General features: G+C 65.2%; 20 protein-coding genes. 15 read left to right on the plus strand and 5 right to left on the minus strand.

Annotated features, from left to right (window positions below; translation table 11 throughout):
- Position 1: 1 nt before the first annotated feature.
- Both HU763_RS05560 and ydcS read right to left on the minus strand, forming a co-directional pair.
- The gene (locus tag HU763_RS05560) at positions 2-1,033 is read right to left on the minus strand and encodes an ABC transporter ATP-binding protein (protein ID WP_186687206.1); all 1,032 of its coding nucleotides are present in this window, start codon (positions 1,031-1,033) and stop codon (positions 2-4) included.
- Between the two features lie 150 nt (positions 1,034-1,183).
- The gene (gene ydcS, locus HU763_RS05565; protein WP_170028545.1) at positions 1,184-2,335 is read right to left on the minus strand and encodes a putative ABC transporter substrate-binding protein YdcS; all 1,152 of its coding nucleotides are present in this window, start codon (positions 2,333-2,335) and stop codon (positions 1,184-1,186) included.
- A gap of 216 nt (positions 2,336-2,551) precedes the next feature.
- On the opposite strand from ydcS, the gene HU763_RS05570 reads away from it, so the two are divergent.
- From HU763_RS05570 to HU763_RS05640, 15 genes are all read left to right on the plus strand, one after another.
- On the plus strand, positions 2,552-3,232 hold the full coding sequence (locus HU763_RS05570) for a tellurite resistance TerB family protein (protein WP_186687203.1): 681 nt from the start codon (positions 2,552-2,554) through the stop codon (positions 3,230-3,232).
- 140 nt (positions 3,233-3,372) lie between these two features.
- Positions 3,373-4,995, plus strand: coding sequence for a methyl-accepting chemotaxis protein (locus HU763_RS05575; protein WP_186687200.1), 1,623 nt, complete (start codon positions 3,373-3,375; stop codon positions 4,993-4,995).
- Between the two features lie 5 nt (positions 4,996-5,000).
- Positions 5,001-5,507: a chemotaxis protein CheW gene (locus HU763_RS05580; protein ID WP_170028551.1), complete on the plus strand. Its 507-nt coding sequence runs from the start codon at positions 5,001-5,003 to the stop codon at positions 5,505-5,507.
- Positions 5,504-6,778, plus strand: coding sequence for a CheR family methyltransferase (locus HU763_RS05585; protein WP_170028553.1), 1,275 nt, complete (start codon positions 5,504-5,506; stop codon positions 6,776-6,778). Before HU763_RS05580 ends, HU763_RS05585 begins: the two co-directional genes overlap by 4 nt.
- On the plus strand, positions 6,775-7,440 hold the full coding sequence (locus HU763_RS05590; RefSeq protein ID WP_186687198.1) for a chemotaxis protein CheW: 666 nt from the start codon (positions 6,775-6,777) through the stop codon (positions 7,438-7,440). Before HU763_RS05585 ends, HU763_RS05590 begins: the two co-directional genes overlap by 4 nt.
- Positions 7,437-9,740, plus strand: a complete 2,304-nt coding sequence (locus HU763_RS05595) for a hybrid sensor histidine kinase/response regulator (protein WP_186687196.1) — start codon at positions 7,437-7,439, stop codon at positions 9,738-9,740. The genes HU763_RS05590 and HU763_RS05595 overlap by 4 nt, the downstream gene beginning before the upstream one ends.
- Complete coding sequence (cheB, locus tag HU763_RS05600) at positions 9,737-10,750, plus strand: chemotaxis response regulator protein-glutamate methylesterase (protein WP_186687194.1); 1,014 nt, start codon at positions 9,737-9,739, stop codon at positions 10,748-10,750. The genes HU763_RS05595 and cheB overlap by 4 nt, the downstream gene beginning before the upstream one ends.
- A gap of 51 nt (positions 10,751-10,801) precedes the next feature.
- On the plus strand, positions 10,802-11,806 hold the full coding sequence (gene wspR, locus HU763_RS05605; protein WP_170028559.1) for a Wsp signal transduction system regulator diguanylate cyclase WspR: 1,005 nt from the start codon (positions 10,802-10,804) through the stop codon (positions 11,804-11,806).
- A gap of 237 nt (positions 11,807-12,043) precedes the next feature.
- A protein-coding gene (prfB, locus tag HU763_RS05610; RefSeq protein WP_123084286.1) for a peptide chain release factor 2 occupies positions 12,044-13,139 on the plus strand; the annotation gives its coding sequence in 2 pieces (ribosomal slippage) (positions 12,044-12,115 and positions 12,117-13,139; 1,095 coding nt in all).
- A gap of 93 nt (positions 13,140-13,232) precedes the next feature.
- Positions 13,233-14,735, plus strand: coding sequence for a lysine--tRNA ligase (lysS, locus tag HU763_RS05615; protein WP_170028561.1), 1,503 nt, complete (start codon positions 13,233-13,235; stop codon positions 14,733-14,735).
- A gap of 194 nt (positions 14,736-14,929) precedes the next feature.
- A complete protein-coding gene (locus tag HU763_RS05620) occupies positions 14,930-15,634 on the plus strand; it encodes a TetR/AcrR family transcriptional regulator (protein WP_170034060.1) in 705 nt (234 codons plus the stop codon).
- Positions 15,635-15,663: 29 nt separating this feature from the next.
- On the plus strand, positions 15,664-16,212 hold the full coding sequence (locus HU763_RS05625) for a LolA-like protein (RefSeq protein WP_186687192.1): 549 nt from the start codon (positions 15,664-15,666) through the stop codon (positions 16,210-16,212).
- A gap of 135 nt (positions 16,213-16,347) precedes the next feature.
- Positions 16,348-17,625, plus strand: coding sequence for a flavohemoglobin expression-modulating QEGLA motif protein (locus HU763_RS05630; RefSeq protein WP_170028565.1), 1,278 nt, complete (start codon positions 16,348-16,350; stop codon positions 17,623-17,625).
- Complete coding sequence (locus tag HU763_RS05635) at positions 17,597-18,520, plus strand: alpha/beta hydrolase (RefSeq protein ID WP_186687190.1); 924 nt, start codon at positions 17,597-17,599, stop codon at positions 18,518-18,520. Before HU763_RS05630 ends, HU763_RS05635 begins: the two co-directional genes overlap by 29 nt.
- Positions 18,517-18,843: a PA3694 family proteiin gene (locus HU763_RS05640; RefSeq protein WP_170028569.1), complete on the plus strand. Its 327-nt coding sequence runs from the start codon at positions 18,517-18,519 to the stop codon at positions 18,841-18,843. The genes HU763_RS05635 and HU763_RS05640 overlap by 4 nt, the downstream gene beginning before the upstream one ends.
- Positions 18,844-19,021: 178 nt before the next feature.
- Here the strand turns inward: HU763_RS05640 and lptF are convergent, their stop codons facing one another.
- From lptF to HU763_RS05655, 3 genes are all read right to left on the minus strand, one after another.
- Positions 19,022-19,813, minus strand: a complete 792-nt coding sequence (gene lptF / locus HU763_RS05645; protein WP_170028571.1) for a lipotoxin F family OmpA-related lipoprotein LptF — start codon at positions 19,811-19,813, stop codon at positions 19,022-19,024.
- Between the two features lie 50 nt (positions 19,814-19,863).
- Positions 19,864-20,277: a DUF4398 domain-containing protein gene (locus tag HU763_RS05650; RefSeq protein ID WP_170028573.1), complete on the minus strand. Its 414-nt coding sequence runs from the start codon at positions 20,275-20,277 to the stop codon at positions 19,864-19,866.
- Positions 20,278-20,548: 271 nt separating this feature from the next.
- Positions 20,549-20,893 carry a pilin assembly protein gene (locus HU763_RS05655; protein WP_170028575.1) on the minus strand — a complete coding sequence of 115 codons (345 nt, stop codon included), beginning with the start codon at positions 20,891-20,893 and terminating at the stop codon, positions 20,549-20,551.
- Positions 20,894-20,900 lie beyond the last annotated feature (7 nt).

The following is a 20,900-nucleotide window of genomic DNA, read 5'->3' on the forward strand; positions in this document are numbered from 1 at the left end:
GTCAGCGGCTCCCGCTTTCCTGCAGCACGGTCATGGCTTGCCGTGGCCAGTGCGCCTGTAGCCGTTGCCCGGGTTGCCAGGCCTGTGCCTGCACCTGCCAGCGGTCATTGGCCTGGCTGACCGCCAACAGCTGGCCACTGTCGAGCTGCAGTTCGTAACGGGTGGCGCTGCCCTGGTACTGGATATCGCGCAGCACGCCACTGACCTGCACCGCCTGCTCGCCTGCAACCGGGTCACCCAGGCGGATGTGCTCGGGACGGATGGAGAACGGCGCCGGGCTGCCGTTGAGCGCCATCGCCAGTTCGCCGCGCAGCACGTTGGAGGAACCGACGAATTCGGCGACGAAGGGCGTGGCCGGTTGCATGTACAGGTTGCGCGGTGTGTCGACCTGCTCGATGCGGCCGCGGTTGAACACCGCCACCCGGTCGGACATCGACAGCGCCTCGGTCTGGTCGTGGGTGACGAAGATGAAGGTGATGCCCAGCTGGCGCTGCAGCTTTTTCAGTTCGCCCTGCATCTGCTCGCGCAGTTTCAGGTCCAGCGCACCCAGGGGTTCGTCCAGCAGCAACACCCGTGGCCGGTTGACCAGGGCGCGGGCCAGGGCCACGCGCTGGCGTTGCCCGCCGGACAGTTGTGCCGGCTTGCGTGCGCCGTAGCCGGCCAGGGCTACCATCGCCAGCGCTTCTTCGGCGCGAGCGTGGCGTTCGGCCTTGGCCATGCCTTTCACCTTCAGGCCGTAGGCGACGTTGTCCAGTACGTTCATGTGCGGGAACAGGGCATAGTCCTGGAACACCGTGTTGACATCACGCACGTACGGCGGCACGCCAGCGGCTTCGACGCCGTGGATGCGGATCGAGCCGCTGGTGGGCTGCTCGAAACCGGCGATCAGGCGCAGGCAGGTGGTCTTGCCCGAGCCTGACGGGCCGAGCATGGAGAAGAACTCGCCATCGATGATGTCGATGCTGACCTGGTCGACGGCCTTGACCTCGCCGAAGGTACGGGAAACCTGGGTGAACTGGACGGCTAGGGGCATGCGTGGGCTCCAGGCATCAAAGTTTCTCCTGTGCCGGCCTCTTCGCGGGCACGCCCGCTCCCACAGGTATTACACAGCCTTCAAGGCCGGTGCCCTACCTGTGGGAGCGGGCATGCCCGCGAAGAGGTCGGCCCTGACATTCAGACAACTTCAGCGGCCACCCATGATCGCGATGTAATCCTGGGTCCAGCGGCTGTAAGGCACGAACTTGCCGCCCTGGGCCTGCGGGGTTTTCCAGAAGGCGATCTTGTCGAAGTTGTCGAAGCCGTTGGTCTTGCAACCGTCCGCCCCCAGCAGTTCGTTGCCACTGCAGGCGGCCGGTACCGCCGGCAACGAGCCGAACCAGGCCGCCACGTCACCCTGCACCTTCGGTTGCAGCGACCAGTCCATCCACTTGTAGGCACAATTGGGGTGCTTGGCCTCGCTGTGCAGCATGGTGGTATCCGCCCAGCCGGTCGCCCCTTCCTTGGGAATGGTCGACGCCACCGGCTGTTTCTCGGCCTTCAGGCCATTGACCATGTAGCCCCAGGAGCTGGTCGCGACCACGCCTTCGTTCTTCACGTCGCTCATCTGCACCGTTGCGTCATGCCAGTAGCGGTGTACTAACGGTTGCTGCTGGCGCAGCAGCTCGAGCACGGCCTTGTACTGGGCTTCGTTCAGTTCGTACGGGTCGTGGATGCCCAGCTCCGGCTTGGCGGTTTTCAGGTACAGCGCCGCATCGGCGATGTAGATCGGCCCGTCGTAGGCCTGCACGCGCCCCTTGTTCGGCTTGCCGTCGGGCAGGTTCTGCGGCTCGAACAGCACCCCCCAGCTGGTGGGCGCCTGCTTGAACACCTCGGTGTTGTACAGCAGCACGTTCGGCCCCCACTGGTATGGCGTGCCGTAGACCTGCTTGTCGACCACGTACCAGCCTCCGTTCTGCAAGCGCGGGTCGATGTGCTTCCAGTTGGGGATCAACGCGGTATTGATCGGCTGTACCCGCTTGCCTGCGATCAGCCGGAGCGAGGCATCACCGGAAGCGGTGACCAGGTCATAGCCGCCCTTGGTCATCAGGCTGACCATCTCATCCGACGTAGCGGCGGTCTTGACGCTGACCTTGCAGCCGGTTTCCTTCTCGAAACCGCTGACCCAGTCGTAGGCCTTGTCGCTTTCACCGCGCTCGATGTAGCCCGGCCAGGCGACGATGTCCAGGCGCCCTTCGCCAGGGCCCAGGGCCTTGGGCGGTTCGGCAGCCTGCAGGCTGGCGCTGGCGAGCACGGCACCGGTGATGGCGCCGAGCAATGCGGTCTTGTGCACTGACATGGTGTTCCCTCTTCTTGGAGATCTTGTTCGGGGCAGTCATCAAGCAAGCCGTGAAGCATTTGTTATAAGCGTAGTGCGCGTGCGCGGGGTATTGGCGATATCGAGTCTAGTTGGCTTTTTGCCAGCCAATGCAACATCCGGAAGCAAATCCACGGTGGCGTACGTTTGCCCAAGCCTTACTCTGGCGTATGAATTTTCTTGCGTGGAGAGCCGCGAATGAACACCCGCAACCTGCTCGATCAGCTCCTCAAGTCCGGCCAGCAACTGCTCGACAAACAGGGCGCTACCGCTAAGCCCGGCAGCGCTGCCGGTGGGCTTGGCGGGCTGTTGTCCGGTGCCGGTGGTGGCTTGTTGGGCGGCGGTGCCCTGGGGCTGTTGCTGGGTAGCAAGAAGGCCCGCAAGTACGGCGGCAAGGCGCTGACCTACGGTGGCCTGGCCGCGCTGGGCGTGCTGGCCTACAAAGCCTATGGCAACTGGCAGGCCAACCAGCGGCTGGCCGCCAGCGAGCCCCGTACCGTCGACCGCCTGCCGCCGGCCCAGGCCGAACAGCACAGCCAGGCCGTGCTGCGGGCGCTGGTGGCGGCGGCCAAGTCCGATGGCCATATCGACGAGCGCGAGCGGGCCCTGATCGAGGGCGAGTTCAGCCGCCTGGACAGCGACCGCGAACTGCAGCACTGGCTGCACGATGAATTGAACAAGCCGCTGGACCCGGCCGAAGTGGCCCGAGCCGCGCAAACGCCGGAAATGGCGGCCGAGATGTACCTGGCCAGCGTGATGATGGTCGACCAGCAGAACTTCATGGAGCGCGCCTACCTGGACGAGCTGGCCCGCCAGCTGCGCCTGGACCCGGGCCTGCGTCAGGAGCTGGAAAGCCAGGCAAGGCTTGCAGCAGGCTGATATCGAGTGGATGGGGCTGCATGCACGCCCCGCCAACGGCCGGTCTACCGCACGCCTTCCATTCAGCCGCAAAAGCATCGGACGCCTGAGCTATACTTCGGCGATTTTTACCGCTCGTTGCGAATTCCTGAGGGCTGAATGTGAAGAACTGGACCTTGCGCCAACGGATCCTGGCAAGTTTCGCCGTGATCATCGCCATCATGCTGCTGATGATCGTGGCCGCCTACTCGCGGTTGGGGGCCATCGAAACCGCCGAAGAAGCGGTGGGCAGCGACAGCATTCCAGGGGTTTACTACAGCTCGATGATCCGCAGCGCCTGGGTCGACAGCTATGTCACCAGCCAACAACTGGTGGGCCTGTCCAACCACCGCGCGATCACCTCGGCCGACATGGAGCTGTTCAGAGGTTTCGAGGAGCGTCTGAAGCAGCACATGGCGAGTTACCAGGCCACGATCCAGACCAAGGACGACCAGACTCGCTTCGATTCCTTCGTGCAACTCGAAGAAAACTACATGAAGATCGTCGGCCAGGTACTGGACGCCTATCGTCAGCATGACTACGACGGCGCCCAACGGCTGATCAACGAGGTGCTCACCCCGACCTGGGTCGATGGGCGCAAGCACCTGACCGAAGTCATCGAGGAGAATCGGGCTGCGGCCGAATCCGCCACCAACGACATCGTCAATGCCGTGAGCACGGCCAAGGGCAGCATGGTGGTTTCGCTGTTGCTGGCCATCATCGCCGCGGGCGTGTGCGGCTTGCTGCTGATGCGTGCCATCTCGGCGCCCATGCAGCGTATTGTGCATGCCCTGGACAAGCTGCGCTCAGGCGACCTGAGCATGCGCCTGAGCCTGGAGCGCAAGGACGAATTCGGCGCCATCGAAGGCGGCTTCAACGAAATGGCCGAGGCCCTGGCCAACCTGGTGGCCCAGGCGCAGCGCTCGTCGGTACAGGTGACCACTTCGGTGACCGAAATTGCCGCCACCTCCAAGCAACAACAGGCCACTGCCACCGAAACGGCCGCCACCACCACCGAAATCGGTGCCACTTCGCGGGAAATCGCCGCCACCTCGCGTGACCTGGTGCGCACCATGACCGAAGTGACCTCGGCGGCCGACCAGGCCTCCAGCCTGGCCGGTTCCGGTCAGCAGGGCCTGGCGCGGATGGAAGAAACCATGCACCAGGTGATGGGCGCCGCCGACCTGGTCAACGCCAAGCTGGCCATCCTCAATGAAAAGGCCAGCAACATCACCCAGATGGTGGTGACCATCGTCAAGGTCGCCGACCAGACCAACCTGCTGTCGCTGAACGCGGCCATCGAGGCGGAAAAGGCCGGTGAATACGGCCGTGGCTTCGCCGTGGTCGCCACCGAAGTGCGTCGCCTGGCCGACCAGACCGCCGTGGCCACCTACGACATCGAGCAGATGGTGCGCGAGATCCAGTCGGCCGTGTCGGCTGGGGTCATGGGCATGGACAAGTTCTCCGAAGAAGTGCGCCGTGGCATGTTCGAGGTGCAGCAGGTGGGCGAGCAGCTGAGCCAGATCATCCACCAGGTGCAGGCCCTGGCGCCGCGCGTGCTGATGGTCAACGAAGGCATGCAGGCCCAGGCCACCGGTGCCGAGCAGATCAACCAGGCGTTGGCCCAGCTCAGCGATGCCAGCACCCAGACGGTCGAGTCGCTGCGCCAGGCCAGTTTCGCCATCGATGAGCTGAGCCAGGTGGCCGCTGGCCTGCGTGGCGGCGTGTCGCGCTTCAAAGTCTGACGGCGATGATCGACATGCAACCGCGCGCTGCGCGGGAGGACAACGCCAAGGGGGTGTTGTACCTGCAGTTTCGCATTCAGGAACAGCGCTTTGCCCTGAGCGTGCACGAGGTGATCGAAGTGCTGCCGCGCCAGCCGCTGAAACCGATAGCCCAGGCGCCTGGCTGGGTCGCGGGCGTGCTTGCCCACCGTGGCCAGCTGGTGCCGGTGGTCGACCTGGCGGCATTGAGCTTTGGCCAGCCGGCGGCGCAACGCACCAGTACCCGGCTGGTGCTGGTGCACTATCGAGGCGACCTGCAGCTTGGCCTGATCTTGGAGCAGGCGACCGAAACCCTGCGCTGCCACCCCGACGAGTTCCAGCCCTATGGCGTGGACAGTGGCGAAGCGCCGTACCTGGGGCCGGTACGCCAGGATGAGCAGGGCTTGCTGCAGCGCATCGAGGTCAACGACCTGCTGCCCGACGTGGTACACCAGTTGTTGTACCCGGGCGAGCCGACAGGGATGCCGACATGAACGAACAGCATTTCTTCCGTTTCCTGCGCGAACGTATCGGCCTCGACGTGGAGTCGGTAGGGGCGTCCATGGTCGAGCGTGCGCTGCGTCAGCGTTGCGTGGCCGTGAACGCCACCGACCTGGACGACTACTGGCTGCGCCTGCAGCAATCGATGGACGAGCAGCAGGCGCTGATCGAGGCCGTCATCGTCCCGGAAACCTGGTTCTTCCGTTATCCGGAGTCCTTCAGCGCCTTGGCCAGCCTGGCGCAGAAGCGCCTGGCCGAGCTTGCCGGGGCGCGCCCACTGCGCTTGCTCAGCCTGCCATGCTCGACCGGCGAGGAACCCTATTCGCTGGCCATGGCCTTGCTCGACGCCGGTATCGCACCCGCTGCGTTCCTGATCGACGGCATGGACATCAGCCCCAGTTCGGTGGCCAAGGCCGGGCAGGCGGTGTACGGGCGCAATGCCTTCCGTGGCAGCGACCTGAGCTTTCGCGAGCGCTACTTCGATGCCGTCGATGAGGGCCACCAACTGCATCAACGGGTGCGTGAGCAGGTCAGCCTGCAGGTGGGCAACGTGCTCGACCCGGCGCTGAGCAGCCGCGATGGCCTCTACGACTTCGTGTTTTGCCGCAACCTGCTGATCTATTTCGACCTGGCCACCCAGCAACGGGTGTTCGAGGTGCTCAAGCGCCTGCTGCACCCGCAGGGCGTGTTGTTCATCGGCCCGGCCGAAGGCAGCCTGCTGGCGCGCCTGGGTATGCGCCCACTGGGCATTGCCCAGTCATTCGCCTATGTGCGCCAGGACGGCGCCGACTCTGCACCGGTTGCCGCACCGGCGCCGCCGCCGCGCCGCCGGTTGCCAGCGCAGCCGACGCCAGGCTATTCGCTGCCGAGTGCCGCGCTGCCACGGCCCGTGCGCGTGCTGCCCGCAGCGGCCAGGCCCGCGCCGGTGCGCGAGCACCAGGGCGAGCAGGCAAGTGAAGTGCTGGCCAACATTGCCCGCCTGGCCAATGCCGGCGCCAGCGAGCAGGCCCGCGCCGAATGCCAGCGTTACCTTGCCCAGTTCGCGCCGTCGGCGCAGGTTTACTACTGGCTGGGGCTGCTCAGCGATACCGAGGGCGATGCGCAGCAGGCTCTGAGCCACTATCGCAAAGCGCTGTACCTGGAGCCGCAGCACCCCGAGGCGCTGGTGCACCTGGCGGCCTTGCTGGCGGCCCAGGGCGACCTGGCCGGTGCCCGGCGCCTGCAGGAGCGGGCCGCGCGGGCGGGACGGGAGTCTGAACGATGAAAGGTGAGTCCGCGATGCAACTGCTCGCCGAAGATGATGCGCACATCGACGACTGCTGGAACCGCATAGGCGTGCATGGCGACAAGCAATGCCCGCTGCTGGCGCGGCACGTGCACTGCCGAAATTGTGAGGTGTATGCCGCCGCCGCCACACGCCTGCTCGACCGCTACGCGTTGATGGATGAGCAGCATGCCGTGCAGGCAGCGCCGGCCGAGGAAACCTCGGGTTGTTCGATGCTGCTGTTCCGCCTGGGGGAGGAGTGGCTGGCGCTGGCCACTGCCTGCCTGGCCGAGATCGCCCCGTTGCAGGCGGTGCATTCGCTGCCGCACCAGCGCTCGCGGGTGCTGCAGGGCGTGGCCAACGTGCGCGGTGCGCTGGTGCCCTGCCTGTCGCTGGCCGACCTGCTGGGCGTGCAGCCCGGCAGTACCGAGCAACGCAGCGGCCGGGCGATGCCACGCATGCTGATCCTGGCCGCCGATGGCGGGCCGGTGGTGATGGCGGTCGAGGAAATCGACGGTATTCACCGGCTCGACCCGCAGCTGCTCGGCAGCGGCCAGGATGCCACCCGCTTCACCGCTGCGGTCCTGCAATGGCGGGGCCGCAGTGTGCGGGTACTGGACGATCAACATTTACTGTCTGCCGTGCAGCGGAGCCTGTCATGACCCCAGAGCAAATGCGCGACGCATCGTTGCTCGAACTGTTCAGCCTGGAAGCCGAGGCGCAGACCCAGATACTCAGTGCCGGCCTGATGGCGCTGGAGCGCAACCCTAAGCAGGCCGACCAGCTCGAGGCTTGCATGCGTGCGGCGCATTCGCTGAAGGGGGCGGCGCGGATCGTTGGGGTGGACGCAGGCGTCAGCGTCGCCCATGTCATGGAAGACTGCCTGGTAGCCGCGCAGGAGGGCCGCCTGCAACTGAGCGCCGAGCATATCGATGCCTTGCTGCAAGGCACCGACCTGCTGATGCGCATCGCCACGCCTGGGGATACCGGGGCGCAAGCGATCCTGCCGGTGTTCCTGGCGCAAATGGCCTGCCTGCTCGACCCGGGGGGCGCAGCCATGCCTGCCGTAGCGCCCGCCGCCCCGGCACTGCCGCAGGCGCCTGCGCCTGCCCAGCAGAGCGAGCCGCTGCCCGCCGCGCCCCTCGAGCCAGACCTCGAGGCCGAGCCCGAACCGCTGGCGCGGCGCAAGGCGGGCAAGCGTGCCGGCGAAGGTGCGGAGCGGGTGCTGCGGGTCACTGCCGATCGCCTCAACAGCCTGCTCGACCTGTCCAGCAAGTCGCTGGTGGAAACCCAGCGGCTCAAGCCTTACCTGGCCACCCTGCAGCGCCTAAAACGCATGCACGGCCAAGGCATGCAGGCGCTCGACGGCCTGCGCATGCAACTGGAGGACAGTGGCCAGAGCAGCGAGGTGCTCGAAGCCTTGGCGCAGACCCAGCGCCTGCTGGCGGAAACCCAGCAGATCCTGCAGCAGCAGGCTGCCGACCTGGATGAGTTCGGCTGGCAGGCCAGCCAGCGCGCACAACTGCTGTACGACACGGCGCTGGCTTGCCGGATGCGGCCGTTTGCCGATGTATTGGCCGGCCAGAGCCGCATGGTCCGCGACCTTGGACGGTCGCTGGGCAAGCCGGTGCGGTTGCTGGTGGAAGGGGAAAAGACCCAGGTCGACCGTGATGTGCTGGAAAAGCTCGAAGCACCGCTGACCCACCTGTTGCGCAACGCCGTCGACCATGGCATCGAACAGCCCGAGCGGCGCCAGTTGGCGGGCAAGCCGGAGGAGGGCGTGATCCGCCTGCGCGCCTCGCACCAGGCCGGCATGCTCAGCCTGGAGCTGATCGACGATGGCGCCGGCATCGACCTCGAACGCCTGCGCAGCAGCATCGTCGAGCGTGCCCTGTCACCGGCCGACACCGTGGCGCGAATGAGCGAGGCGGAGTTGCTGACGTTCCTGTTCCTGCCCGGGTTCAGCCTGCGCGACACGGTCACCGAGGTGTCCGGGCGCGGGGTCGGCCTGGATGCGGTGCAGCACATGATCCGTGAGCTGCGCGGCTCGATCGAACTGACCCAGACAGCCGGGCAGGGCTGCCGTTTCCACCTGCAGGTACCGTTGACCCTGTCGGTGGTGCGCAGCCTGGTGGTCGAGGTGGGCGGCGAGGCCTACGCCTTCCCGCTCGCCCACATCGAACGCACGCTGGACGTGGCTGCCGACGAGATCGTGCAGATCGAAGGGCGCCAGCACTTCTGGCACGAAGGCCGGCACATCGGCCTGGTCGCAGCCAGCCAGTTGCTCAACCGCCCGGCCGGGCAGGCCGAGGAAAGCCGGCTGCGGGTGGTGGTGATTCGTGAGCGCGAGCAACTGTACGGCGTGGCCGTGGAGCGGCTGGTGGGCGAACGCGTGCTGGTGGTGATGCCACTCGACCCGCGGCTGGGCAAGGTGCAGGACATTTCTTCCGGCGCGCTGCTCGACGATGGCTCGGTGGTGCTGATCATCGATGTCGAGGACTTGTTACGCTCACTGGACAAACTGCTCAGCACCGGCAGCCTGGAACGCATCGCGCGCGGCAGCGGCGGTGCCCGCGGCGTGGTGCGCAAGCGCATCCTGGTGGTCGACGACTCGCTGACCGTGCGCGAATTGCAGCGCAAGTTGCTCGGCAACCGTGGCTACGACGTGGCCGTGGCAGTGGATGGCATGGATGGCTGGAACGCCTTGCGTGGCGAGGACTTCGACCTGCTGATCACCGACATCGACATGCCGCGCATGGACGGCATCGAGCTGGTCACCCTGGTGCGCCGCGACCAGCGCCTGCAGTCGCTGCCGGTGATGGTGGTGTCCTACAAGGACCGCGAGGAAGACCGGCGGCGTGGCCTGGACGCCGGCGCCGACTACTATTTGGCAAAGGCCAGTTTCCACGACGATGCGTTGCTGGATGCTGTGGTGGAGCTGATCGGGGGGGCGCAGGGATGAAGATCGCCATCGTCAACGACATGCCCATGGCGGTCGAGGCACTGCGCCGGGCGGTCGCCTTCGAACCGGCGCACGAGGTGATATGGGTGGCCGGCAATGGTGCCGAGGCGGTGCGGCTGTGCGCTGAAGCATTGCCAGACCTGATCCTCATGGACCTGATCATGCCGGTGATGGACGGCGTCGAGGCCACCCGCAGGATCATGGCCGAAACCCCCTGCGCCATCGTCATCGTCACGGTCGACCGCAAGCAGAACATGCCCCGGGTGTTCGAGGCCATGGGCCACGGCGCACTCGACGTGGTCGACACGCCGGCGCTGGGGGCGGGCGACCCGCGCGAAGCGGCAGCGCCACTGTTGCGCAAGATCCTCAACATAAGCTGGCTGATCGGCCAGCAGAATGCCCCGGCCGCACGCCCGGTCGCCGCGCCTGTACGGGCGCTGTCGCAGCATCGCGGGCTGGTGGCGATCGGCTCGTCCGCAGGCGGCCCGGCGGCCCTCGAGGTGCTGCTCAAGGGCCTGCCGGCGGCGTTTCCGGCGGCCATCGTGCTGGTCCAGCATGTGGACCAGGTGTTTGCCGCAGGCATGGCCGAATGGCTCAGCAGCGCAGCCGGCCTGCCGGTGCGCCTGGCCCGTGAAGGTGAACCACCGCAGCCCGGCCAAGTGTTGCTGGCCGGCACCAACCACCACATCCGCCTGCTACAGAACGGCCAACTGGCCTACACTGCCGAACCGGTCAATGAGATTTACCGGCCCTCGATCGATGTGTTCTTCGAAAGCGTGGCGCGCTACTGGACCGGCGATGCGGTCGGCGTGCTGCTCACCGGCATGGGCCGCGATGGCGCCCAAGGCCTGAAACTGATGCGCCAGCAGGGCTTCCTGACCATTGCCCAGGACCAGGCCAGCAGTGCGGTGTATGGAATGCCCAAAGCTGCCGTGGCCATCGATGCCGCGGTGGAAGTCCGCCCGCTGGAACGCATCGCCGGGCGCTTGATGGAAATTTTTGCAAAATGACGAAGTGTATTGAATCACGCCGCCAGGTCGGTAGTGATCGGGTGAACAGCCATGAATGACTTACCGATCGAAGGTTTCACCACCACCAACGAAAACGCGGCGATGGTACTGCTGGTCGACGACCAGGCCATGATCGGCGAGGCGGTGCGGCGTGGCCTGGCCAACGAGGACAACATCGACTTCCACTTCTGCGCCGACCCGCACCAGGCGGTGGCCCAGGCGGTGCGCATCAAGCCCACGGTGATTCTCCAGGACCTGATCATGCCTGGCCTGGACGGGCTGACCCTGGTACGCGAATACCGCAACAACCCGGCGACCCAGGACATCCCGATCATCGTCCTGTCGACCAAGGAAGACCCGCTGGTCAAGAGCGCGGCCTTTGCGGCCGGGGCCAACGACTACCTGGTCAAGCTGCCGGACACCATCGAGCTGGTGGCGCGCATTCGCTACCACTCACGCTCCTACCTGACCCTGCTGCAGCGCGACGAGGCCTACCGTGCCTTGCGCGTCAGCCAGCAGCAATTGCTCGATTCCAACCTGATGCTGCAGCGGCTGATGAACTCCGATGGCCTGACCGGGTTGTCCAACCGCCGCCACTTCGACGAATACCTGGAGCTGGAATGGCGCCGCGCCATGCGTGAGCTGCAGCAGTTGTCGCTGCTGATGATCGACGTGGACTTCTTCAAGGCCTACAACGACAGCTTCGGCCACCTGGCCGGGGACGAGGCCTTGCGCCAGGTGGCCGAGGCGATCCGCGGCGTGTGCTCGCGGCCGACCGACCTGCCGGCGCGCTATGGCGGCGAGGAGTTCGTCCTGGTGTTGCCCAACACCTCGCAGGGTGGAGCGCGCCTGGTGGCCGAGAAGCTGCGCCAGACCATATTGGGCCTGGGTATCCCGCACACCGCGCCGACGGCCGACTCCTACCTGACCGTGAGCATCGGCCTGGCAACCCAGACCCCGGCCATCGGCAGCCATAGCCGGCAGTTGATCTCTGCCGCCGACAAGGGCCTGTACCTGGCCAAGAATGGCGGGCGCAACCAGGTGGGTATCGCCTGAGCGGCTCGCCATACCCTGTAGGAGCGGCCTGGTGTCGCGATGGGGCGCGCAGCGGCCCCCTGCGATATCTGCTGCAAAACTGAAATCCTTGGGGCCGCTGCGCGCCCCATCGCGACACCAGGCCGCTGCTGCAACGATATTTGCGCCTATTCGGCTGCCCGGCGGGTCTGCCGCCCTGCGGCGGACTCGGTTATACTCGCAGGCTTTTCACCGAATTCGCACGAGAGCCGCCCGCCCATGGAAATCCAACCGATCCTGAACACCATCAAGGACCTCACCGAGCGTTCCCAGTCCATTCGGGGGTATCTTTGACTACGATCACAAGCATGACCGCCTGATCGAAGTCAACCGCGAGCTGGAAGACCCCAACGTCTGGAACAAGCCCGAGTACGCCCAGGCCCTGGGCCGCGAACGGGCCATGCTGGCTCAGGTCGTCGAGACCCTGGACAAGCTGTCCGGCGGCCTGGCCGACTGCCAGGACCTGCTCGACATGGCCGTCGAGGAAAATGACGAAGGCGCCGTCGGCGACGTCGTGACCGAGCTGGAAGGCCTGGAAGAAAAACTGGCCCAGCTTGAGTTCCGTCGCATGTTCAGCGGCGAGATGGACATGAACAACGCCTACCTGGACATCCAGGCCGGCTCCGGTGGTACCGAGGCGCAGGACTGGGCCAACATCCTGCTGCGCATGTACCTGCGCTGGGCCGACAAGCGTGGTTTCGACGCCACCATCATCGAGCTTTCCGAGGGTGAAGTCGCCGGGATCAAGGGCGCCACCGTGCACGTCAAGGGCGAGTACGCCTTCGGCTGGCTGCGCACCGAAATCGGTGTGCACCGCCTGGTGCGCAAGAGCCCGTTCGACTCCGGTGCCCGTCGCCACACCTCGTTCTCGGCGGTATTCGTGTCGCCCGAGATCGACGACAAGGTCGAGATCGAGATCAACCCGGCCGACCTGCGCATCGACACCTACCGCTCCTCCGGTGCCGGTGGCCAGCACGTGAACACCACCGACTCGGCGGTACGTATCACCCACGTGCCGACCAACACCGTGGTGGCGTGCCAGAACGAACGCTCCCAGCACGCCAACAAGGACACCGCCATGAAAATGCTGCGGGCCAAGCTGTACGAGCTGGAAATGCAAAAGCGCAACGCCGCCTCGCAGGCGCTGGAAGACAGCAAGTCGGACATCGGCTGGGGCCACCAGATCCGCTCCTACGTGCTGGACGACTCGCGTATCAAGGACCTGCGCACCGGTGTCGAGCGCAGCGACTGCCAGAAGGTCCTGGACGGCGACCTCGACCAGTACCTGGAAGCGAGCCTCAAGCAGGGGCTGTAAACCGCACACAACTGCCGCGGTACCCGGCCTGGGGCCAGTACCGCGTGCCCTGCCCGACAGGGGCACCGAACACCTGATGGAAAGAATGACGAAATGAGCGACCTCAAGACCGACGTGCAAGACCTGCAACAGGAAGAAAACGCCCTGATCGCCCTGCGCAAGGAAAAGCTTGCCGCCGAGCGCGCCAAGGGCAATGCCTTCCCCAATGACTTCCGTCGCGACAGCTACTGCAACGACCTGCAGAAACAGTACGCGGACAAGACCAAGGAAGAACTGGAAGCTGCAGCGATTCCGGTCAAGGTCGCTGGTCGCATCATGCTCAACCGTGGCTCGTTCATGGTTATCCAGGACATGACCGGGCGCATCCAGGTCTATGTCAACCGCAAGACCCTGCCCGAAGAAACCCTGGCCGCGGTCAAGACCTGGGACCTGGGCGACATCATCAGCGCCGAAGGCACCCTGGCCCGTTCCGGCAAGGGCGACCTGTACGTCGAAATGACCAACGTGCGCCTGCTGACCAAGTCGCTGCGCCCGCTGCCCGACAAGCACCACGGCCTGACCGACACCGAGCAGCGCTACCGCCAGCGTTACGTCGACCTGATGGTCAACGAAGAAACCCGCCACACCTTCCGTGTGCGTTCGCAGGTGATCTCGCACATCCGCAAGTTCCTCATCGAGCGCGACTTCCTCGAAGTCGAGACGCCGATGCTGCAGACCATCCCTGGCGGTGCCGCGGCCAAGCCGTTCGAAACCCACCACAACGCCCTGGACATGGCCATGTTCCTGCGTATCGCGCCGGAGCTGTACCTCAAGCGACTGGTGGTTGGTGGCTTCGAAAAAGTCTTCGAGATCAACCGCAACTTCCGTAACGAAGGCGTTTCGACCCGGCACAACCCAGAGTTCACCATGCTCGAGTTCTACCAGGCCTACGCCGACTACCGCGACAACATGGACCTCACCGAGGAACTGTTCCGCGAGCTGGCCCAGCTGGTACTGGGCAGCACCGACGTGCCGTACGGCGACAAGGTGTTCCACTTCGGCGAGCCGTTCGCCCGCCTGTCGGTGTTCGACTCCATCCTCAAGTACAACCCGGAACTGACCGCTGCCGACCTGCAGGACGTTGACCGTGCCCGCGAGATCGCCAAGAAGGCCGGCGCCAAGGTGCTGGGCCACGAAGGCCTGGGCAAGCTGCAGGTGATGATTTTCGAAGAGCTGGTCGAGCACAAGCTGGAGCAGCCGCACTTCATCACCGAGTACCCGTTCGAAGTGTCGCCGCTGGCCCGTCGCAACGACGACAACCCGGCGGTCACCGACCGTTTCGAGCTGTTCATCGGTGGCCGCGAGATCGCCAACGCCTATTCCGAGCTGAACGATGCCGAAGACCAGGCCGAGCGCTTCCTGGCCCAGGTGGCCGAGAAGGACGCCGGTGACGACGAAGCCATGCACTACGACGCCGATTTCGTACGTGCCCTGGAATACGGCATGCCGCCGACCGCAGGTGAAGGCATTGGTATCGACCGCCTGGTGATGCTGCTGACCAACTCGCCATCGATTCGCGACGTGATCCTGTTCCCGCACATGCGTCCGCAAGCCTGAGCCGTTTGAATCAGCCGCCTTTCGAGGCGGCTTTTTCTTGCCTGAAGCTTTATGTTGTCTGTACCGGCCTCTTTGCGGGCGCGCCCGCTCCCACAGCTCCTGACTGTTGTGGGGCCCCTGTGGGAGCGGGCGCGCCCGCGAAGAGGCCGGCACAGACGAAACACTGTCCATGAGGTACCCCCGTGACACCCGCAATGCCTCACCAGGGCGCCGCCGGCATCGCCACCGCCGTCGCCGAAAGCGTGCAATACCAGGGCCGCAAGACTGCCCGCCAAGGCAGCGAACAGCGTCGCCAGCTGATCCTCGACGCCGCCATGCGCATCGTCGTGCGCGACGGCGTGCGCGGGGTGCGCCACCGCGCAGTGGCCGCCGAGGCTGGCGTGCCATTGTCGGCCACCACCTATTACTTCAAGGATATCGAGGACCTGCTCACCGATACCTTCGCCCAATACGTCGAGCGCAGCGCCGCCTACATGGCCAAGCTGTGGGCCAACACCGAGGTGGTGTTGCGCCAGTTGCTCGCCCAGGGCGACGGCAGCCCGCAGGCGCGGGCACGGCTGGCCGACGAAGTGGCGCGCATGACCGCCGACTACGTACAACGCCAGCTGTTGAATCGCCGCGACTACCTGATCGCCGAGCAGGCTTTCCGCCAGGAGGCGCTGCTGTGCCCGCGACTGGCCGAACTGGTGTGCGCCCACGACCAGATCCTGTTGCATGGCACCCGGCAATTGCTGCAAGTGGTCGGCTCTCGGCAACCGGAACAGGACGCCCAAATGTTGACGGCGATTATCGAGCAGATGGAATATCAGGGCCTGCTCAAGGACGCGAACGCGCAAGCCGATGGGCAGATGCTCGCTATGCTTACCCGATACCTGCAGCTGGTGCTGGCATCGGCGTGAGCCGAGACTGACTTTTCAAGGAGAACCGGATGAAAGCCTGGCGTGTGGTGCTGTTGACTCTGTCATTCCTGCTGCTGGGCGGTTGTCTGGTGACCTTCCACGAGCCGTTGCCCAGCAACCAGGCGGCGCCCAAGGCGCTGCTGGGCAAGTGGAGCAGCAAGGATGCCTGGGGCGAGCCGCTGAAGCTGGTGATCAGCCGCAGTAGCGGCGATGCCTACAAGGCGGTGGCCACGGCCAAGGGCAAGGCCCCCGAGGAATACGTGTTCACCGTGTCGCGCCACGGCAACCGCTGGTACCTGTCGGCTGGCGTGCCCAAGCGCCTGGGTGGCAACTTCCTGATCGGCGGTTTCGATATCGTCGATGGCAAGGAACTGGTGATCTACAACCTGGATGTCGAGCAGGTGCAGCAGGCGGTGGACAACAAGGAGCTGATCGGACGCAGTACCGAAGTGCCGGAAGACAACGGTGACGGCGTGCTGATCGACAGCCCGGCGGCGCGAGTGCTGGCGTACCTGGACGACCCGGCCAACTCCGACCTGTTTGTCGAAGTGGCGCGGTTCCAGCGCTCCGGCAAATGACCGTGCTGGCTTCTTCGCGGCTGAAGCCGCTCCCACAGGGACCGCACCGGTTTCGAGCCTGATGCAGTACCTGTGGGAGCGCCTTTAGCCGCGAACAGGCCGGTACAGGTTTCTTGTACTAGAAAGGAGTCCCCGGTGGACGAATACCAGCAAACCATCCGTGCCCTGTCCGACCGCATCGTCGCGGCGCAGACCCCGATCCGGGTCCTGGACGCGGTGAAGTGGGACGACAACATTCGCCAGGGCTTCCTCAAGGCCAAGGGCAAGGAGCCGCCGGCGGTCGACCATGCCTACTACCAGTCGCGCCCGCTGTCGTTCGATTCCAGTGCGGTCAAGGCCGAGTTCCAGGGCATCGAGCGCGACATCATCCGCCAGCTTGGCCAGTTCAACCCGGTCGGGCAGATCATGAAGCGCATGTGCCGCGAGTACCGCATGGTGATCCGCATGCTCGAGGCGCGCGGCACCGAGGACTTCGGCCTGATTTCCCAGGAGCTGTACGGCGCGGCCTCGGATGCCTTCCACGCCGGTGATCCGACCCTGGCCGACCTGGGCCTGATGCTGTCGGACTACCTGAACAACATCGATGGCCGTGGCGACCTCAAGGACGAACCGAAGAACCTCACTGCCAAGGAGGCCGTGGCCATCCTCCAGCGCCGGCTGAACACAGTGTTCGGCGAAGCGGAGGAAACCATCCGCGTGTTCGAGTCCGACGGTATCGTCGCGGACGCCGCGGCCGGGGCGGACTACATCAAGGTGCGCGCCGACGCCATGTTCAACGCCCGTGACGTACGCGCCCTGGAGGTGCACGAAGGGCTGGTGCACGTGGGCACCACGCTCAATGGCCTGAACCAGCCGATCTGCACCTTCCTGGCCAAGGGCCCACCCTCGTCGACGGTGACCCAGGAAGGCCTGGCCATCCTCATGGAAGTGATCGCCTTCGCTTCGTACCCCAGCCGCCTGCGCAAGCTCACCAACCGCACCCGCGCCATCCACATGGTCGAGGAGGGCGCCGATTTCATGCAGGTGTACGGCTTCTTCCGCGAGCAGGGCTTCGAAATGGCGCAAAGCTACAGCAACGCCAGCCGGGTATTCCGTGGCTCGGTGCCCAACGGCCTGCCATTCACCAAGGACTTGTCCTACCTCAAGGGCTTCATCATGGTTTACAACTACATTCAGTTGGCCGTGAAGAAGGGCAAGCTCGAACAGATCCCGCTGTTGTTCTGCGGCAAGACCACCCTGGAAGACATGCGCACCCTGCGCCAACTGGTCGAGGAGGGCCTGGTCGAGCCGCCCAAGTACCTGCCTGAACAGTTCCGTGACCTCAACGCGCTGTCAGCCTGGATGTGTTTCTCCAACTTCCTCAACCACCTGAGCCTGGACCGTATTGAAGCCGACTACGCGAACATTCTCTGAGCGCTGCCGCCTGCTGGCCCTGGGCTTGGCCGCACTGGCCGTGGCCGGGTGCAGCAGCTTGCTGTTCTATCCCGAGCCTGGCCAGCCGTTCACGCCGGAGCGGGCCAGGCTCGAGTACCGCGATGTCACCCTGACCACGGCCGACGGTATCCGCTTGCACGGTTGGTGGTTGCCGGCCAAGGCCGGGGTCGCGGTCAAGGGCACGGTGCTGCACCTGCATGGCAACGGTGGCAACCTGCCGGGGCACCTGGGCGGCAGCTACTGGCTGCCGGAGCAGGGCTACCAGGTGCTGATGATCGACTATCGCGGCTATGGCCTGTCCCAGGGCGAGCCGAGCCTGCCTGAGGTGTACCAGGACATTGCGGCGGCCATGGCCTGGCTGGACCAGGCGCCTGAGGCCAAGGGCAAGCCGCTGGTGCTGCTGGGGCAGAGCCTTGGCGGGGCGATGGCCATCCACTACCTGGCGGCGCACCCCGAGCAGCGTCAGCGCTTCAGCGCCCTGGTGTTCGACGGGGTGCCGGCCAGCTATCGCGCGGTGGGGCGCTTTGCCCTTGGCACTTCCTGGATGACCTGGCCGTTGCAGGTGCCGCTGTCGTGGCTGGTGCCGGATGGCGACAGCGCGATCCACTCGATCGAGCAGCTGAGCAGCCCGCCCAAGCTGTTCTTCCACAGTATCGACGACACCCTGGTGCCGCTGGACAACGGCATTCGCCTGTACCAGCACGCGCCACCGCCACGGGTGCTGCAGCTGACCCGCGGCGGCCACGTGCAGACCTTCGCCGACCCGACTTGGCGCCAGGTGATGCTGCGTTTCCTCGACGACCCTGCCCATTTCAACGGCCTGCGGCGGCTGGCCGAAGTGCCCAACTACCCTGACGAGAAAAACAAGCAATGAGTGAAGAACGCAACGCCATCCCGCTGATCCTGACCGGCATCGGCAGCATCATCGTGACGGTGGGGGCCTTGTGGTATTACGGTTACCTGCATTTCGCCAAGCCCGAAGATGCCCTGTTGCTGCAGGACTTCACCATGCTCAAGACCGTCCCCGGCGAGGACTACAAGGTTTCGCTGGACCCGGCAGCGCAGGTGGCGCAGTGCGTGGACGGGGTGCTGGTGCTGTTTGACACCCAGCAGAAGGGCCTGACCGGCGTGCTGGTCGACAACCGCAAGCGCGCGGTGCGTTGCATGGGCGAAGAAACCCCGCAGCAGGTGCAGTGATCCTCGATCTTCATTGCCTGTGCTGGCCTCTTCGCGGGCACGCCCGCTCCCACAGGGATCGCGCAAAGCTCGGAACTGGCGCCGTACCTGTGGGAGCGGGCGTGCCCGCGAACAGGCCAGTTCAGGCAAAAGAAAGCCCCGCTTCGATCGCGGGGCTTGTCAGTCCAGCTAGCCAGCCTTACTGCTGTACCTGGCTCACCGAACGCGGGGCCACCGGCTGGTTGTCGTTGGAGATGGTCACCTCCACCCGACGGTTCTGCGCACGCCCCGAGTTGCTCGAGTTGTCCGCTACCGGGTACTCCTTGCCATAACCCTGGGAAACGATGCGTGCCGGGTCGACGCCGGCACGCACCAGCGCCATGCGCACGCTGTTGGCGCGGCGTTCGGACAGGCTCTGGTTATAGCTGGCCGAGCCAACGCTGTCGGTGTACCCCTCGACAATCACCTTGCGCTCCGGGTTTTCCTGGAGGAACTGCGCCAGCTTGGTGATGTTCGGGTAGGCGTTGCTCTTGAGTTCGGCCTTGTTGAAGTCGAACAGCACGTCGCCGAAGGTGACCAGGGTGCCGCGATCGGTCTGCTTGGCGTTGAGGCTTTCCTGCAGCTTGGCGATCTGCGCATCGCGGGCATCCAGCTTGGCCTGGGCACGCTGCGCCGAGGCGTTCTTCAGCTCACCTTCGGCAGTACGCAGGGCGATGGTCTGCTTGGCCACCTCGACGCGCTGGTTGGTCAGGTAGGCCAGCTGGTCGACCTTCTGCTCGTCTTCACGCTCCATGTAGGCCTTGTCGGCCTTGTTCAGCCAATCCTGGGCGTCCTTGGTTTCCAGCGCCGCGACCTTGCTCGACTGTGGGTCGCTCTGCAGCGCGGAGAAGTTGCTGCGGGCCGCTTCCAGGTTGGCATTCGGGTCGTGCGAGCAGGCAGCGAGGCCGACGCTCAGGGCCAGCAGGGCGGGAATCATGACGTGGTTGCGCATAGTGTTCATCCTTTGATCGTGTGCGAAGGCAGAGGTTGGCGGGGCAGGGCTCACTGAGCGCTGCGCAGGCCTTCCTCACGTACGTCCTGAACGCCCTGGCGGGCATCCTGCACGGCCTTCTGGGCCTTGGCCGCCTGTGCCTTGCGTTCGGCGAGGCGGGCGTCCCACTCGGCCTGCTCGGCCAGGCGCTTGGCTTCGTCGTACTTCTTGTCGTGCATGGCGATTTCGGCCTGCTTGAACTTGTCCTGGGCCGCCTTCATTTCCACGGCGGCGAACTCGGTGCCGCCAGCGCTGACGGCAGCGTTCACGGCAGACTGGGTTACCGCATACTGCTCGGTCGGCGGGTTGCCTGCACAGCCGGCCAGGACCAGGCTACTGCCCAGGGCCAGCGCGGCCAGCCTGAACCCGCGCACCTGCGTGGATGACGGTTTGCTAATGCGGGATTTGTTGATGGTCAGTTCCATTGGATCACTCCTGTTTACGACGTTGTCCGTAGCAGTCCATCGCTATTCCCTGACCTCCGCGCGCTTCAGCTCAACGGTGCACAACGCCGGTGTGCAGGGTTTTAGCGTGATGGCTATTGGCTGTGACTGAGTCGTTTTTCGGATAGTTCAGAAAAAAGTGCCGTTTTCAGGCAACTATTTCTGACTGATCGGTCAGCGCGGGTGTGACCGGAACTTTCTGTTGCGGCCGCAGTATCCCGGGCCTGAGCAGGCCCGGAACAGGCTGCAGGGGTTATTTTTCACTGTCGTCCGCAGGGTTGCTCAGGTTGTGCAGATGCTGCCGTGACAGCGAAAGGAAACGCGGGGTAGGGCCGATGTCTTCGTACAACGGGTCGCCTTCTTCGTCGGTGGCGATGACCTGGCGGCCTTGCACGTAGGGGAAGCTGGCTTCCAGCTCTTCGAGGGCGGCAGCGACCAGTTCACCGAGCAGTTCCTCTGCGGTGCGCTTGGGGTACATGTCGATCAGCGCGGCCAGGCGCGCTTCGGATTCCAGGTCCAGGTGCAGGACATGGCCGGTGCGGCTGAGGGGGCCGGCGGCATTCTGTTCCCAGTGCTGGGCAAGTTCACGGATTTTCATGATGGCC

This window comes from Pseudomonas anuradhapurensis (assembly GCF_014269225.2).
In the GTDB taxonomy this organism is placed as follows: Bacteria; Pseudomonadota; Gammaproteobacteria; order Pseudomonadales; family Pseudomonadaceae; genus Aquipseudomonas; species Aquipseudomonas anuradhapurensis.